This window comes from Nocardia sp. NPDC056000, assembly GCF_042269265.1.
Lineage (GTDB): Bacteria > Actinomycetota > Actinomycetes > Mycobacteriales > Mycobacteriaceae > Nocardia.
The window spans coordinates 52,624-67,718 of the sequence record NZ_JBHJXS010000019.1 but is presented as its reverse complement, the minus strand read 5'-3'; the positions used below and the strand labels follow the sequence as shown (position 1 = coordinate 67,718).

Annotated in this window: 13 protein-coding genes; 2 read left to right on the top strand and 11 right to left on the bottom strand. The window is 63.8% G+C overall.

Features of this window, described 5'->3' with window-relative positions:
* Positions 1 to 8: 8 nt before the first annotated feature.
* From lpqB to ACFC4D_RS41970, 4 genes are all read right to left on the bottom strand, one after another.
* Positions 9 to 1,808 (bottom strand): MtrAB system accessory lipoprotein LpqB, encoded by a 1,800-nt coding sequence (lpqB, locus tag ACFC4D_RS41985; protein WP_376072000.1) that lies wholly within the window; start codon positions 1,806 to 1,808, stop codon positions 9 to 11.
* Positions 1,805 to 3,685: an MtrAB system histidine kinase MtrB gene (mtrB, locus tag ACFC4D_RS41980; RefSeq protein ID WP_376071997.1), complete on the bottom strand. Its 1,881-nt coding sequence runs from the start codon at positions 3,683 to 3,685 to the stop codon at positions 1,805 to 1,807. Before mtrB ends, lpqB begins: the two co-directional genes overlap by 4 nt.
* Before the next feature lie 44 nt (positions 3,686 to 3,729).
* Complete coding sequence (gene mtrA / locus ACFC4D_RS41975) at positions 3,730 to 4,407, bottom strand: MtrAB system response regulator MtrA (RefSeq protein ID WP_364639602.1); 678 nt, start codon at positions 4,405 to 4,407, stop codon at positions 3,730 to 3,732.
* Positions 4,408 to 4,484: 77 nt separating this feature from the next.
* Positions 4,485 to 5,132 (bottom strand): dTMP kinase, encoded by a 648-nt coding sequence (locus ACFC4D_RS41970; RefSeq protein WP_376071994.1) that lies wholly within the window; start codon positions 5,130 to 5,132, stop codon positions 4,485 to 4,487.
* A gap of 72 nt (positions 5,133 to 5,204) precedes the next feature.
* Here ACFC4D_RS41970 and ACFC4D_RS41965 point away from each other — a divergent pair, with 72 nt between their 5' ends.
* Positions 5,205 to 6,299: a glycerophosphodiester phosphodiesterase gene (locus ACFC4D_RS41965; RefSeq protein ID WP_376071992.1), complete on the top strand. Its 1,095-nt coding sequence runs from the start codon at positions 5,205 to 5,207 to the stop codon at positions 6,297 to 6,299.
* Between the two features lie 22 nt (positions 6,300 to 6,321).
* Here the strand turns inward: ACFC4D_RS41965 and ACFC4D_RS41960 are convergent, their stop codons facing one another.
* Positions 6,322 to 6,651, bottom strand: a complete 330-nt coding sequence (locus ACFC4D_RS41960; protein ID WP_376071990.1) for a hypothetical protein — start codon at positions 6,649 to 6,651, stop codon at positions 6,322 to 6,324.
* A 144-nt stretch (positions 6,652 to 6,795) separates the two neighbouring features.
* Here ACFC4D_RS41960 and ACFC4D_RS41955 point away from each other — a divergent pair, with 144 nt between their 5' ends.
* A complete protein-coding gene (locus tag ACFC4D_RS41955) occupies positions 6,796 to 7,092 on the top strand; it encodes a hypothetical protein (RefSeq protein WP_364639614.1) in 297 nt (98 codons plus the stop codon).
* Between the two features lie 63 nt (positions 7,093 to 7,155).
* Here the strand turns inward: ACFC4D_RS41955 and ACFC4D_RS41950 are convergent, their stop codons facing one another.
* The 6 genes from ACFC4D_RS41950 to ACFC4D_RS41925 form a co-directional block, all read right to left on the bottom strand.
* Positions 7,156 to 7,416: a hypothetical protein gene (locus ACFC4D_RS41950; RefSeq protein WP_376071987.1), complete on the bottom strand. Its 261-nt coding sequence runs from the start codon at positions 7,414 to 7,416 to the stop codon at positions 7,156 to 7,158.
* 110 nt (positions 7,417 to 7,526) lie between these two features.
* On the bottom strand, positions 7,527 to 7,979 hold the full coding sequence (locus tag ACFC4D_RS41945; protein ID WP_376071984.1) for a hypothetical protein: 453 nt from the start codon (positions 7,977 to 7,979) through the stop codon (positions 7,527 to 7,529).
* A 65-nt stretch (positions 7,980 to 8,044) separates the two neighbouring features.
* Positions 8,045 to 8,425 carry a hypothetical protein gene (locus ACFC4D_RS41940; protein WP_376071981.1) on the bottom strand — a complete coding sequence of 127 codons (381 nt, stop codon included), beginning with the start codon at positions 8,423 to 8,425 and terminating at the stop codon, positions 8,045 to 8,047.
* A 26-nt stretch (positions 8,426 to 8,451) separates the two neighbouring features.
* Positions 8,452 to 9,129 carry a hypothetical protein gene (locus tag ACFC4D_RS41935; protein WP_376071978.1) on the bottom strand — a complete coding sequence of 226 codons (678 nt, stop codon included), beginning with the start codon at positions 9,127 to 9,129 and terminating at the stop codon, positions 8,452 to 8,454.
* 7 nt (positions 9,130 to 9,136) lie between these two features.
* Complete coding sequence (locus ACFC4D_RS41930; RefSeq protein WP_376071975.1) at positions 9,137 to 9,622, bottom strand: hypothetical protein; 486 nt, start codon at positions 9,620 to 9,622, stop codon at positions 9,137 to 9,139.
* A gap of 11 nt (positions 9,623 to 9,633) precedes the next feature.
* Positions 9,634 to 15,078, bottom strand: a complete 5,445-nt coding sequence (locus tag ACFC4D_RS41925) for a DUF6531 domain-containing protein (RefSeq protein WP_376071972.1) — start codon at positions 15,076 to 15,078, stop codon at positions 9,634 to 9,636.
* Positions 15,079 to 15,095: the final 17 nt, after the last annotated feature.

Below are 15,095 nucleotides of genomic sequence, written 5' to 3'. Positions count from 1 at the left end.
GTGTGCGCCTAGCCGGGCAGCACCGGGACCGCATTGCCGCCGAGACCCGGAACTTCGCGCCAGTAGTATTCGCCGCCTTCGGGATTGCGGGTCAGTTCCAGCACCGCACGCGAGTCCGCGACGTATTCGTGGTCGGGTGAGACGCTCACGACGCGCACCGGCGGGGTGAGGTTCTGGGTGGTCTGCGGGGTGAAGCCGGAGCCGTCCACCAGAACGCCCGCTACGGGGTCCACATTGCCTTCTCGCGTGACGATGACACGCTCATCGGTCTGCCAGTCCACCGAGACGGCATTGGTGCTCAAACCGACCGCCAGGGGCAGTGGCGCGGTGAGCGCGAACTTGGTGCTCGACTGCGGTGACACCACCGCGACGTAGACCTTGCCGTTGGCGATCAGGGCCGCGCGAGCGCCCGAGGGCGAGATGCGCAGTTCGGTGATCGGCCCGCGCGGTGCGTTGGCATTGGCTGCGGCGGCGGTCAATTCGGTGATGTCCACATCCTGCACCGAGACATTGCCGGTGCTGCGATCGTGCACCGCGCGGATCACCCGATCACCGTCCACCACGGTCCACGCGGAGGTGCCGTCGGCGGGCCAGGAGGGCCGGGTGAAGGTGCCGCCGGTGGCGACCGGGAAGCCCTGCCCGTCATAGGTGCCGATGATGAGGGTGCGTTCCGGTTCCGGTTCGGGGCGGCCGGATTTGGCGACGGCGGCGACCAATTGCCCGTCCGGGGACAGCGCCACCGATTGCAGGGTGTGCGTGGTGCCGAAGAAGCCGGGGGCGGCGGTGATGCCGTTCTCGGTGACCGCGACCAGTGATCCGTCGCGGACCGCATGCAGTCCGGCGCGGTTGTGCGCGATGGCGTCCGGGCTCATGGATTCCACGTCGGCGCGGTTCCAGCCGGTGGCGGCGTAGCGGTCGTCGAGCGGTTTGCCGTCGGCGAGCAGGATGTACGGGCCGAGCACTTCCGCGCCCGCGAGGGTGAGCACGATCTGGGTTGCCAAGAGCTCCTTGGCCTTCGGGTCAAGCGCGGAGGCACCGGCCAGATCGACGGTGACCCCGCCCGCGCCGACCCCGACATTGTCGGTCTCGCCATTGGCCTTGGTGATGGGCCCGCGCAGGGTGACCGGGCCGGAGAGCGGATTGCGCACGGCCGGGGCGAGCGCCTCCTGTGAGCCTTCGGCGAGCAGTCCCATGAGTCGTTGCGGCAGTTGGTCCTTGCGCGCGGAGATCCAGCGCAGATCCGGAACCATGGCCATTCCGGCGAGATTCGGGAAGAACAGCGAATACCGCTTATAGGACTTGGCGAACGCGTTCTGTTCGATGATGACGCCGGGCGGTAGTTCGTCGACGCGCCATTCGCCGTCGACCTTCACCATTTCGACCTTGTTCTCCAGGGTGCCGTCGCTGGCGCGGTAGGCGCCGTCGGCGGCGAGTTCGCCGATCTTGCGGGCGCGGATCACATAGGTGGCGGAATCGGCGGTGCGGGATTCGCGCAGGGTGTCCGGCCGGTCCACGACGGTGGTGCCGGCGGCGTCGTCCCAGCGCACATTGGCGGCGGGCGAGAGGAATTGCCGCGCCGCCTGATGCCGATTGGTGGGATCGGAGGTGGCCTGGAGGAAATCGCGGAGTAGCTGATCCGGTTCTCTGCCCGAAATGGGCGGTGTCGGACCGGCACTGGTGGGCTGGCGGTCCAGCGTTCCCAGGGCCTGCGGTGCGGAGGAATCCGGTAGGTTCGCGCAAGCGGTGAGGCCCACCAGGCATGCGACAACCACCAGCGCCCTCGCGAGGCGCGATTTCCCCATCCTCATGGCTTTCCGTCCCCTTTGTCGGCGAGCACGGTGTCATCGGGACTGTCCGGCGGTGTACTGCCGGATGCGAGCGGTAACACGGTCTGCGCGCCGTCGCCGTTATCGGATACCGATGCGGCAGGGGCGGTTTCGGCTTCGGCGGTGGGTCCCGCCGTCGCCGGTTCGTATGGTTCGGCGACGGCGAGTTCGTAGGGTTCGCCGGTGGCCGGATCGATGGGTTCGGCGGCCGCGAGTTCGGATTCGGTCGGGGTGGAATCGGTGTGGTCCGGGGTGGCTTCCACGGTGCCGATATCGAGGGCGAGTTGTTCGGGGGTGATGCCGCCGCGAGTCTTGGCCGGTTCCAGCGGGAGTGGGCTGAGGCCGAGTTTCCTGCTGCGCACCAGCGGCAGGGTGAGGCGGAAGCTGGCGCCGACGCCGATCTCACCCCAGGCCTCGAGTTTGCCCTCGTGCAGGTTGGCGTCCTCGACGCTGATGGACAGGCCCAAACCCGTTCCGCCGGAACGGCGCATCCGTGAGGGGTCCGAACGCCAGAATCGGTTGAAGACCAGTTTCTCCTCACCGGGCCGCAGGCCGACGCCCTGATCGCGCACCACGATGGCGACGGCATTGGCATCGCTGTCGCCGCGCATGCGCATGAGGACGGGCTTGCCCTCGCTGTGATCGATGGCATTGGCGAGCAGATTGCGCAGCACCCGCTCGACGCGGCGCGGATCGACCTCTGCCACAAGGGGTTCCTCGGGCATGTCGACGACCAGTTCGACACCGGATTCCTTGGCCAGATGCCGCACGGTGGAGACCGCGGCCCGCGCGCACATGCGCACGTCGAGCGATTCCACCTGCAGCTCGGCCACACCCGCGTCGTGGCGGCTGATCTCGAGCAGATCGTTGAGCAGTCCCTCGAACCGATCCAGTTCGTTCACAAGCAGTTCGGCCGAGCGCGCGAGCGCCGGATCGAGGTCATCGCTGGAACCGTGGATGAGGTCGGCGGCCATGCGCACGGTGGTGAGCGGTGTGCGCAGCTCATGGCTGACGTCGGAGGTGAAGCGGCGCTGGAGGTTTCCGAACTCCTCGAGTTGGGTGATCTGGTTCGAGAGACTCTCGGCCATCTCATTGAACGACATGGCCAGCCTGGCCATGTCGTCCTCCCCTCTGACGAGCATTCGCTCTTTCAGACGTCCGTCGGCGAAGCGGGAGGCGATCCGGGCGGCGGATCGGATGGGCAGCACGACCTGGCGGGTCACCAGGGCGGTGATGGCGGCGAGCAGGACCAGCAGCACGATGCCGCCGATGAGCATGGTGCCGCGCATGAGGTCGAGTGAGCGTTTCTCATTCGTGAGCGGGAAGATCAAATAGATTTCCAGCGTCGGAATGTCGGCCGCGGGGCTGCCGATGACCAGTGCCGAGCCGCGATAGCCGTCCGGATCGGACACCGTCGCGAACTGGTAGCTGACCTGGCGCTCCTGCACGAAATGCCGTAGCTCCGGGGGTATTTCCTGAATCGGCCCGGCACTCAGCTCCGATTGCGAGTCCCCGACCATGGCCAGCGCGGAGTCGTAACTGCCTGCCGCGCCGCCGGATTGGGAGCCGCCGCCCCCGGCCAGGGCGCGGCGGGCATCCTCCAATCGTGCCAGCTGGGTGCTGGAGTCGTGCACGCCGGTGAGCGTGGCCTGCACCGTATTTCGGGCGCGGCCCATCTCCTCGACGGCCGCGTTGATCTTCGCGTCCAAGAGCCGGTCGGTGATCTGCGAGGTGAGCACGACTCCGAGAATCGTGATCACGATCAGCGACAGGGTCAGGGTGGACACGACAACGCGCAGTTGCAGCGAACCACGCCACACGTGGCCCAGTCGCTCACCTACGGTGCGAAACCAGGCCACCACTACTGCCAGCCACCGCTGTACGCGGTTTCTGGAGCCAGCGATCACGGCGGTCCGGCCTTGTAGCCCACACCTCGTACGGTCAGCACGATCTCAGGGTTTTCCGGATCCTTCTCCACCTTGGCGCGCAACCGCTGTACGTGCACATTGACCAGGCGGGTATCGGCGGCGTGCCGGTATCCCCAGACCTGTTCCAGGAGCACTTCACGGGTGAACACCTGGCGCGGCTTGCGGGCGAGCGCGACCAGGAGATCGAATTCCAGCGGTGTGAGCGAGATCTGCTGACCGCCGCGGGTCACCTTGTGCGCGGGCACATCGATGACTATGTCCGCGATGGACAGAAGTTCTTGCGGCTCTTCCTCGGTGCGGCGCAGGCGGGCTCGCACGCGAGCAACGAGTTCTTTCGGCTTGAACGGCTTGACGATGTAATCGTCGGCGCCAGACTCCAACCCCAGGACGACGTCGACCGTATCGGTCTTCGCCGTCAGCATCACGATGGGCACTCCCGAATCGGCTCGCAATACCCGGCATACGTCAATTCCGTTCATGCCGGGCAGCATGAGATCCAGCAACACGAGATCCGGGCGCAGCTCCCGGACCGCTGTCAGCGCCTGCGTGCCGTCACCGACGGTGTGAGGATCGAATCCCTCACCCCGCAAGACGATCGTGAGCATCTCAGCGAGAGCCATATCGTCGTCGACGACCAGAATCTTGGGCTTCATAAGACTATGTTGTCACCTCTCCGGCTCCAATCAGGCCGCCACGCCAACACTCGTGACCTGTCGGCGCACATCCAACCCTATCCACCAACGATTTCCGCGAGCCGCGCGGCAAGTGTTGCCGGATCGTCACCGCTCCGATGCACCCACCACGTTCCGTGCCAGTTGGTTTCGGCAAGCTCACGGTAGACGGTTCCGGTGCGGCGTTGCAGCCCACCATCTTTTTCATAGGCGTCGAGTGCGCGAGTCGCGTCCTGCGTTTCGCGTTGCCGGGCGCGCTTCTCCGCCAGTTCTACCGGAACATCCAGGAGAATTTGGACATCTGGGACAGGTAGGGCGAAGCGTGTGAATTCCAATTCGGCTATCCAGGCCACGATTTCGCCGGAGACGTCTTCCTTCAACCGCGCGGCGGAGTAGGCAGCGTTGGAGGCGACATAGCGGTCCAGTAGCACGATGTCGTTGTCCGCCAGCAGTTTCGAGAGTTCGTCGCGCGCGTCGGCGCGATCGCGGGCGAACAGCAGGGCCATGCCGTTGACCGAATCGGCGAGATCACCGTGTTGTCCGCGCAAAGCCTCGGCCGCCAGATCCGCGTAGACGGAGACGCCGTAGCGCGGGAAGGCCAGGGTCGCGACGCGCAGGCCGCGGGCGCGTAGGCCGGTGACGACAGCATCGGTCAGCGTGCGTTTACCCGCACCGTCGAGCCCTTCCACCGGAACCAGCGCACCCATGGCCGCGAGCGTACCGAATCCCCCCGACATGGGCTCCCGCGGTTACCGGCGAAATGTCGCTATAGTCCGGCAATGGGGTTTTCGAGGGTGGGATCGAAGCAGCTCGGGCACGCTTTTCTGATCTTGGGAGTGGTGTTCGCCGCGTCCGCGTGCGGGGACGGCGGCGAAAAGTCGGTCCCGGTGTCGAGCTCCGCACCCTCCCATACCGACCCCGGGCGGGCTTTCGACCTGCAAGCCCATCGCGGCGGCCGGGGCATGACCATCGAGGAGTCGCTCCCGGGTTTCGCCAAGGCCATCGAACTGGGCGTGAGCACCCTCGAACTCGATATCGTGCTGAGCAAGGACAAGGTCCCGTTCGTCTGGCACGACCCGAAAATCCTGCCCGAGAAATGCACCGACACCGGCCCGGCATTCCTCGACGATCTCCAGTTCCCCTACGTCGGAAAACTGGTACACGACCTCACCTCCACCCAAATCGAAAAACTCGACTGCGGCAAGAAGCTGTCCGGTTATCCGGAGGCACAGGAACTTCCGGGCAACAAGATCGCCCGCCTACCCCAGGTCTTCGATCTGGTGAAGTCCTACCCCGGCGCGTTCGATGTACTGCGCTACAACATCGAAACCAAGCTCGAGGCCGAGCACCCCGAACAATCCGCCACCCCAGCCGAATTCGTAGACGTCATCCTCGGCGCGATCGACACCGCCGGAGCCACTTCGAAAGTCGAGATCCAAAGTTTCGACTGGCGCAGCCTCCCGCTGGTGAAGACAAAGAATCCCACGATCCCCACCGTGGCTCTCTACGACAGTTCCACCTTCAAACCGGAAAGCCCGTGGCTCAGCCCCATCAGCTACGACGACCACCGCGACGACCCCCTGGCGGCCATCAAGGCCCTCGGCGCAGACATCTCCTCCCCCAGCTACCTGAACCCGTCCGACAGCACCGCCAAGCCCGGCGACGCGAACTTCAAGCTCACCACCACCGAGGCGTACGTGGCCCGCGCCCACGCCCTGGGCCTGAAGGTCATCCCCTGGACGGTGAACGACAAACAGGTGATCGCCCTGGTCTTGGACCAAGGCGTCGACGGCCTGATCACCGATTATCCGAACCGCGCCCGCGAGGTCATGACCGAAAAGGGTTATCCCCTCCCGCCGTCTTTCCATAGGTAGCCAATACTGAAACGCTAGCCATTCACTTCTTGTATGGTTCATCGATCATCACCACACAAGGAGTGCAAACGATGAAATCCCCCCGCACACAACGTATTCCACTGACCGCACTGGGTGCGTGCATCATTGCCGCAAGCCTGGCCACCACCGGCGCCGCGGCGGCCGCGCCGGTCATCACCACCACCGAACCGGCCCAATCCACGACGGCAATAGCCGAGCCGGGGGCCGCGACCACCGGGTCAGCCACCCTGGGCGACGCATTGATCTCAGCCGTACGAAACTCGGGATCATCCACAGGATCGGTCGCAAACTGGGTACTCCTACCACTGATCTGCAGCTTTACCGGCGGCACCTGGCGACAATTCAATACCACGATGACCTGCGCCCGCTGACTCGCCGAAGGCAGCCGCGATCATCTACACCGATTATGAAACACACATGCTTCATCTCTTGTAGGGTGCGATCGCACTGGTTCCCCCTGCAAGGAGCACACCTGATGAATTCTCGCTTCGCACACCACATGCCGCGTGCCGCGGTCGGCGCCTTCGCCATCGCCGCCGCCATCGCCACCGCGGGCACCGCGGCAGCGGCCCCGGTCACCCTCGACCCGGCCCCCAACGCCGCCCCGGTCGCCACCAACAGCTCCCCCACCGGCTCGGCCGACTCCGCCTCCGGCGGCTCCGGCTCCAGCAACGTAGGCGGCACCGGCTCCAGCGCAAGCGAACTCATCAATGCAGCCCTGTGCACCCTCAAGGGCGGCAAGTGGGTCCCGATCCTGGACATCTGCCTCTAGGTCGCTGCCCCGACCTCCGAACGGCCACCGCTCGCCAGTGCGACGGTGGCCGTTCGCGTATCCCTAAATCCCGGTCGGATACAACGAAATCGCCTCCGGCTCAATACGAACCACCATCCCCTCCCGAACCCCAACCCCCAGATCCGACTCGATCAACACCATCGCGGACCCGATCAACAGCCCGAACACCCCGTCGTCACCAACCCCCGAAACGATCCCCCAAGCGGTCAACCGCCCCTCGACCACCGCAACCTCACCCGCGCCTTCGACACCGTCGATCCCGACGATCGAATCGATCGAGTCGATATCCATCTCGACATCCACTCGCGTTCCAGCGCAAACGGATTCACGCCCCTTCCACCGAGCAGGCCAGGCCCGTCCACCATCCGCCCGCACCCACACGTCGGCCCCGGGATCCGCATTCGAAACGACCGTCACCTGCACCGAACCGGATCCTCCCCACCTGGAATCCTCGACACGGTGACCACTCCGGCGAACGTGTTCTCGAGCAGCACGCCACTCCCAGGACCGTAGATCCAGAACTCCGGGTTCCGGTCCAGAATGTCCGGCAGGTAGTCCGCCAGCTTCGCGGCGGAGACAACCACACCGGGAATCGCGAAGTTCGACCACAGTAGAACGTACGAATCAGACTCCGGCATGAATCGATCGACGAACGATTCGATCTGTCCATCGTCGCCGGTGGCGATTACGAGCTCACCGGGAGTCTCGGTCCAGTCGATCGTGCCGCCCGAACCCACCGGAAAGCGGCCGACACTAACCAGCTCGTACTCACGATCCCGAGCAAAGTCCAGAATCGTAACTCCCTCGTACCCAACCCATTTCAATAGCCGATCACTACCGGCCTCCGCCCGAACGATACGAATCATGGATTTCGGAAGGTACTGCGGACTCGAACCGTACCCCCGCCCAGCGCTCCCCGAGCCGCACACAGCTACTTCCCCAATCGCTTCTTCGGCGACCTCGCCCTGACGAACGTCTGCGGAAGCTCTCCCTCATCCCAGAGTTTGTCGAGCTTCGGGAGAAGTTTCGCGACACCGCGGCGGTAGATCTCGCGCTCCGGCTCCGGGAGGGATTCGATTGGATCGGAGAAGGTGAACTCGCCGGTGTCCGCGGTGGTCCAGCCTTTGAATCGTCGACAGTGCTTGCACCAGGCGTACGAGAAGAGGACTGTGCGGCTACCTCCGTCGTGTCGCCAGATGTATGCACGTACCGCAATCGATTTGCATGCGGGACATTCTCTTTCGGACTGATCGTCGAGAAAGCTGGTTTCGAAATACAGTTTCGCAACCTGATCGCTGTCGTACTCCATCATCGGCCATCCCCCGCCGCGACGCCTCTTCATAACCGGGCGAGTGCTTTCAGAACATCTCGGACATTGTCGATGAGACGCTCGTCGGTGATATCTCCAGCTTCTCGCAGGGAGGGGTCGATGGGGTAGTCCTCCAGGTCGTAGAACACTCGGGTGAGCAGGCGTTCGAATGGGTCTCGTACCCGCTCACCGTTGTCGAGCGAGCGCCGTCGGGCGTCGTACCAGGATCTGGCGAAGTTCGGGCACGTAATCTGCCTACAGGCAAGGGATTTCATCAGATTCAGTTGCTCGGCGACGCCGCTGCCCGATGGAACGTCGGCGGGTTTGGCCCACGTTCGCATAGCTTTACGGGCGAGCTGAACCTCCGGGCCAAGTTCTTGATCGATGACCACGTTCTCCACGTACTCGTCGCCCCGGAAATCCCACCTTCCGGTCAACGGTCGGACGCCGATCAACCTGCCGTGGGTTATCAGCACCTCACACTCGCCGAGCTCGAAATCGCAGTTCGGGCATTCGCACGCATAGCCTTCGGCCACAGCGGTTTCGGCCGTGAAGTCGCCGATGCCACGGGCCGCCCAGACCAGCTCGTCACCGATCTCGTATCTATGCTGCCGCACCTGACCGTACTTGAACTGCACCTCGCGGATTACAAATTTCCCGCAGGCACCGCAGAGATCTGACCAGTTCACAGAATTGAATGCGGTCATCACCAGTTCAGTCGATCCAGAGGGCCGGAAATAACTTCGACGCACGGTAGAACGATCGGGCGACGACAGCGGGAGGGATCGTTTCGAAACCCAGGGCAGAAACAAGGACCAGCAGCCTCTTTATGGCGATGACGTTGTTCGCCCGGTTGAATTGCGACACCTCCTCGAAGCACTGGGTGAACATGTCGGATATATTGCTTCCAGTGATTTCGAGATCAGTAACTTCATCGACAATCGGGGAGTATAAGGGAGTCGCCAGGATGAGGTCCGGGAGCCCGTCTCCACGGAGATTCTCCAGGACCTGAGCCTTCCCATGAACCGCCCGCCCTCCATAGCGATCATGCGCAAGGAAGGCTGCCATCAGAATGGCATCGCTACCGAAACCGACGTCCGGCATCGCGCCCAGCCGGTATTCGATACCGTCCGATTCCCCGAACATTTCTCGCCAGGGCTCCAGATATCGCTCGAACCTGTCCGCAAATATCAATTCCACGAGGTTCACCTCTATCTCATACCGTAGGGAAGTATTCTAGGCCTACCGAGCTCGGGTAACAGTTCGGTAGGGATAGCGAGCGCTGTGCCTACACCCTTGTCCGACAGATCGACCATGCTCTCTTCAGGAATCAAACCTTTATCTATCACGGTTCTCACGATTGTATACGGGCCCTCCGCCGGCCAGTTCTTATAGGCATTCTTAGCATAGGCATTGGCAGCCTCCTCGCTCAAGGCGAAGTATTTGGTCTCTATACCGATCGGATTCGTGAATTTACGATCCGCCAGCAATCCCACGAGCTCCTTTTCCAGAACACCCCGATAGAGATATATTTCATTCTCTTTGAGGCACTTGAGCCCGAGAGGGTCAATCCAGCCGGTGGGGTTATACGGATATATATTCGGATTGGGCGCCGGTGCTAGACCCAACGGATCAGACGTCAGATAGCGACCCGTATCCGGATCGTAAAGTCGATGAAAGTTGTAATGAAATCCGGTTTCAGCGTCATGAATTTGACCGGGAAACCGCAATGGGATCGCGACGCTGCCACGCCAGTCCATGCCACCCCAGAGATCACCCATCCCGGCAGCGGCGGAACGAACTGTCACAGGATCGATCAGCTGGATCGGGGTTCCAACCATGTCGGTGATGATGGCGTGGAGCTTGTGGTCAATCGTTTGAGTGAGGGGCGTAAAGGTATTGGGATGGTAGGTCCACCGCGTGGTTCCTCCGGCCATGACCTGCTCGATGAGCTGTGTACCGTCCCACGTGTAATCGACACGCTCGAGGACGGCACCTTCGCAAGTGAGGCGCTGCTTCGTGGTGCGACGGTTGAAAGCGTCGTAGGTGTAGTGCCATCGCTGACCGTCCGGCGTCTGCACGTCGGTGAGTTGATCAAAACCGTTGTAGCGGTACTGCCACACCTCAGGTTTTCGGGACAACCTGGTGGTTGTCTTGCGAATCAAGCGACCTGAGGCGTCGTAGCGGAAGCTGTGCCGCCCATCGCGAACGAGCAGATTGCCTCGATACTCCCGGTGACGCAATTCTGAATCGTCAGTGCCAGAACGCATTTCGTCAGCCGAATCCGAGGCCCGGTAGCTGCTGGCGGTGATATTGCTCAATGAGTCGTACGTGTAGTTCTCGATCGTCTTTCCATTGTGACGCAGCGCGGTGACCCGACCCAGCGAATCCAAATGGTAGTCGCGGCGGGAGCGGACGCCGTCGTATCGCGTGATGTTCTCTGTGAGGTATCCATCAGCGCGCCAGCTATATTGGTCGCTCCGGATCTCCCGGGCAGCGTGGCCGATCACACCGTCCACGTCAGTCCCTGAACTGCGTGGCCGCTGAGCTCTGACGTCCTGACGAAGAATTCGACCCGTCCGATCGTGGGCCTGTTCGACGGCGAGCTCACCCATCTGCCAACCGGTGAGGAGCCCTGCGGCATCGTATTTGAATTCGATTCCATATCCGTCGGTCGTGAGGCCGTTCGGACGTCCGAGATCGTCGTATTGCCAACGGGTTTCCGACCCGCTGGGGAGTCTGCGACGGGTCCGCCGCCCATGCGAATCATGGCCGAAGAGTGTCGCAGGGTGATTGTCAACGCGCTGCGAGCCGAGCAAACCGAGATCGTTGTAAGCGAGGTCGACAACGTGAATCGTCGTTTCACCGTAGCCATTCACCGCAGTGAGCGTCTTGCCGGTCAGGTCATGCGCGTACCGTATCCACTCGCCGCTGTCAGCGGTGACAGTGGTGAGGCGCCCCATAACGTCATAGGTGTAGTGGCGAGCGACTCCGGTTGCCGGCGTCTCCGTGGTAATCCGCCCGGTCAGGTCATGCATGTATTGCGTTGTGGCACTGTTGTAGTCGGTCTGCGCTACCAGACGCCCGACAGCATCGTAGCGATATCGCCAGGTTTGGCTGTTCGGATTGGTGACTCCCGTAAGACGAAGCTCTGTGTCGTGGGTGTATGTCGTGGTAGCGCCGGTTGGGTCAGTACTTGCCACGACGAGATCGAAGGCTCCGTAGGCATGGCGGGTGAGCCCGCCTGCGGCATTCGAATGGGTGAGAAGGTTGGCTTCCCCGTCGTAGGTCCAGGATTGGGTGTGGCCGTTGGGATCCGTGTGACGGAGGGGCTTCCCATCTGGAGTCCAGGTGTTCGTGGTGACCCCGCCGAGTGGGTCCATGAATTGGGAGAGTCTGCCGAAAGCGTCCCGAATGAGGCGAGTTTGGGCGCCGAACGGGTCGATGATGAGGGTGGGGAGTCCCGTGGCGTCGACTTCGATGGTGGTTCTGGCGCCATTGGGCTCGGTGACGGTGGCCACGGAACCATTGGAGTGGTGGGTGTATTCGGTGCGGGCGCCGAACGGGTCTACCACAGCCGTGAGGTTGCCGATCTCGTCCCATTCTCGCTGCCGCACAGTGCCGTCGACGTCGACGATTCGGGTCGGGCGGTGGTAGGTCGGGTATTCGAGGGTGAGGGTGGCGCCGTCGGGGCGAGTGATGGTGGAGACGTCGCCGTATGGGGTGTAGGCGTAGTGGGTGATGGCGCCGTCGGGGGCGATTACGCGGGTGGGGTTGCGGTCGGTGTTGTAGTCGTAGTGGGTGTGGGCGCCGTCGGGGGTTATCAGGTCTCGGAGGCGGAGGTCGGGGTCGAAAGTGCGGTGGGTTTGGGCGCCTTGGGAATTGGTGACCGTTGTCAGCGTGGTGCCGTCCGGGTGGGTGGTGTAGGCGAAGGTGCAGCTCATCATGTCGGCGGTGCCGACTTGGCGGATGATGCGGCCTGCTGCGTCGTAGGTGTTGTGCATGCTGTTGGCGTTGGAGTCGGTCCAGGAGAGCATGCGGTGGACGGGGTCGTAGGTGTAGTGGGTGGTGCCGTTGTGGCAGTTGGTTACGGCGGTTAGTTCGCCTGCGGTGTAGGCGAAATGCTTTACGGGGATGGTGGTTCCGGCTTTGGTGTCGATTACGGCCAGGCTGGTGATGCGGCCGGAGTCTGTGGTGACGCGGACTCGGTAGCCGCCGGAGTGGGTGATTTCGGTGGGGTTGCCGTCGGCGTCGTAGTGGAAGCGGATGTGGTTGTGGTGGCGGTCGGTCAGGGCGGTGAGGGCGAAATTGCCCAGGGCCGTGTCCAATCCGCTCAGTGCGGGATCGGGGGCGAAGTGGAGGAAGACTTCGCGGTCGGGGTTCCAGATGCGGTAGCCACCGGATTCGGTGCGGGTCAGGCTCCAGCGCAAGGCTGTTGAGTGTGGGGCGGTGGGCTGGTCCGTGACCGGGTGGGGGTAGGTGAGGACCAAGCCGTCTTCGCCGAGGAGGGTTACGGCGTGGTCGGTGACCACCAGGCGGGTGTCGAGGGTGGCGGACCAGGAGGGGCCGAACCAGCGGCCGAGGCGGTAGTTGGAGCGGTGGCGGCGGACCAGGATCAGTGGGAGGACGCCGGGGAGTTCGAGATCTGTTTCGGGGACGAAGAATTCGCCGGTCGCGGCGTCCACCGGGTCCTGGCAGCCGTTGACGTCCTCGGCCTTCTGGGTGTTCGCGACTTCCTGATTCGTACCTTCCGAGAGTTGAGTGGTATCGGAAGCGGCACGTTCAGCCGGTGAGTGCTCCTCGGGCTGGGACTCGCGACCGGAGTGCTCGGCCGGAGGTTCACCGTTGTGCTCCGGCGTGGGTTTGCCCTCGTGCTCGGCGTTCGGCTTGCCCTCGTGCTCGGCGTTCGGCTTACCCTCATGCTCGGCGTTCGGCTTACCTTCATGCTCGGAAGTTGGCTTGCCGTCATGCTCTGTCGCCGGTTTGCCACTATCGGTGTTGTGCCGGGGCGAATTCCGTTCCGGCTGTCCAGAATTCGGTTCCTTCCCGGATGGATTCGGTTCATGGGTCGACTCGAGGGGTTTGGCGACCTCGTGTGCCACGGGACTTTGCTCGTGCGGACCCGCGCCGCGGCCGGTATCCGCCGACGGGCGTTCGGCGGCCGGTCGTTCATGTTGTCCGGCAGCGAGATTCGTCGGCCGTTCCGCGCCGTTGCCGGACAGTCCGGCGCGGGCGGGGGTTCGGTCGCCGGCTGCGGGCTGACTGCTGCCGGGGGCGTCACGACGTTCGGGTGTGACACCTGCGGGGCGGTCGGCAGCGGGAGCGTTGCGCGGGCCGCTCTGGTCGCCCGCGAGACCGGTGGGGGCGCGATCGACGGGTGCGGGGCGGCCATCGGTGGTGGCCTTGGCAGGGGAATCGGTTGCCGCCCCGCGTGATTCGACCGCGGCCGGTGTCTCGGTGTGCGGGCGGGCCGAGTTCGCATCGGTGCCCGCGGGTGCGGATTCGGCGCGAACGTTGTTGAGCTCGTTGGCGTGTGAACCGCCGGCCGGTTCCTTGCCGCCGATGGCGGCGGGTTCGGCACCGGCCGGGTGCGTGGGTTGCACGGCCTCCGGATGTGGTTGTTGCGCTTCGGTTTTGACCTCGGGCTTGAGCCCGCTCGGTTCGGATGCCTGCGGGCGCGGCGTACCGCCTTCGGCATTGGGTGTCTCGCCGTGCGTGCGTCCGCCGCCTCGAACCCCGTGTGCGGCCCCCAAGCCGAATCCGGCCGCGAGCATCGACGGATCGAGCTTGGTGTTGACCTTGCTCCAGTCGAGCCCGCCGTTGGCGAGCTGACTGCCGACCTTCCAGCCGATATCCGTGCCGTACATGCCGAGACCGCCCGCCAGCCCGGACAATCCGCCACCGAGGAAGCGCTGTGTGCCCAGGCCCAGTGGGGTGTGGCCCAAGAGCGATGTCAGGCCGGGCTTCACGCCCGCCGCGACCGCGCCACCGATCCCCCATTCGAGCGCGGTGCGGGCGGCCTGTGAGACATCGATGTTGTTCCGGTGCCCGTCCAGCACCTGGTAGCCCTGAATACCGGTGTCGAGCGCCAACCCCGCACCACCGGCTTTCAAAGCCGTGATGCCGATTTCCTTGAGGTACGGCTTGATGATGTTGCGCAGCCCGGCCTTCGCCACCTGCGCCGCCAACTGTCGCGCACCCTGCTCCGCGGCCAGCGTGACGGCTTCCCGTCCGGCCGCCAGCGCGACCGGCACCGCCGCGGAACCCCATGGCCAGGCCGCGATCAGGGAGATCACGCTGTACGCCGTGATCGCGGCGAACGTCGCCTCCATGATCTTGGTGTATTCGACCTCGGTCCCGGCCTCGCGCGTCTTCTCGCCGAGATCCTCGAGCGCTTTGGCGAGGTTGTGCACCGATTCCGGGTTGTCGCCGAACAGCTTCGCGAATTCCGCCGCGACCTTGTCCGAGCCGTCGCCGATATAGAACTTCTGCGCGGAATCGGTGGCGGCCTTGATATCCGGGATCAATGCCTCGAGGTCGGTCGCCGCCTGTTTCCAGGCGTCACCGAGGGCCCACAGGTCGTCTTCATCCCCGTCGGGATACGCCATCCCGAAATTCAGCATGGTCAGGATCCACGGCGGAATCCATTCCCACATAGACGTCACTTTTGACA

Excerpts from the sequence above, each read along its gene's own strand:
- lpqB (WP_376072000.1), bottom strand. The coding sequence starts at position 1,808 with ATGAGGATGGGGAAATCGCGCCTCGCGAGGGCGCTGGTGGTTGTCGCA.
- mtrA (WP_364639602.1), bottom strand. The coding sequence starts at position 4,407 with ATGAAGCCCAAGATTCTGGTCGTCGACGACGATATGGCTCTCGCTGAG.
- ACFC4D_RS41970 (WP_376071994.1), bottom strand. The coding sequence starts at position 5,132 with ATGGGTGCGCTGGTTCCGGTGGAAGGGCTCGACGGTGCGGGTAAACGC.
- ACFC4D_RS41965 (WP_376071992.1), top strand. The coding sequence starts at position 5,205 with ATGGGGTTTTCGAGGGTGGGATCGAAGCAGCTCGGGCACGCTTTTCTG.
- ACFC4D_RS41955 (WP_364639614.1), top strand. The coding sequence starts at position 6,796 with ATGAATTCTCGCTTCGCACACCACATGCCGCGTGCCGCGGTCGGCGCC.
- ACFC4D_RS41945 (WP_376071984.1), bottom strand. The coding sequence starts at position 7,979 with ATGATTCGTATCGTTCGGGCGGAGGCCGGTAGTGATCGGCTATTGAAA.
- ACFC4D_RS41940 (WP_376071981.1), bottom strand. The coding sequence starts at position 8,425 with ATGATGGAGTACGACAGCGATCAGGTTGCGAAACTGTATTTCGAAACC.
- ACFC4D_RS41935 (WP_376071978.1), bottom strand. The coding sequence starts at position 9,129 with ATGACCGCATTCAATTCTGTGAACTGGTCAGATCTCTGCGGTGCCTGC.
- ACFC4D_RS41925 (WP_376071972.1), bottom strand. The coding sequence starts at position 15,078 with ATGTGGGAATGGATTCCGCCGTGGATCCTGACCATGCTGAATTTCGGG.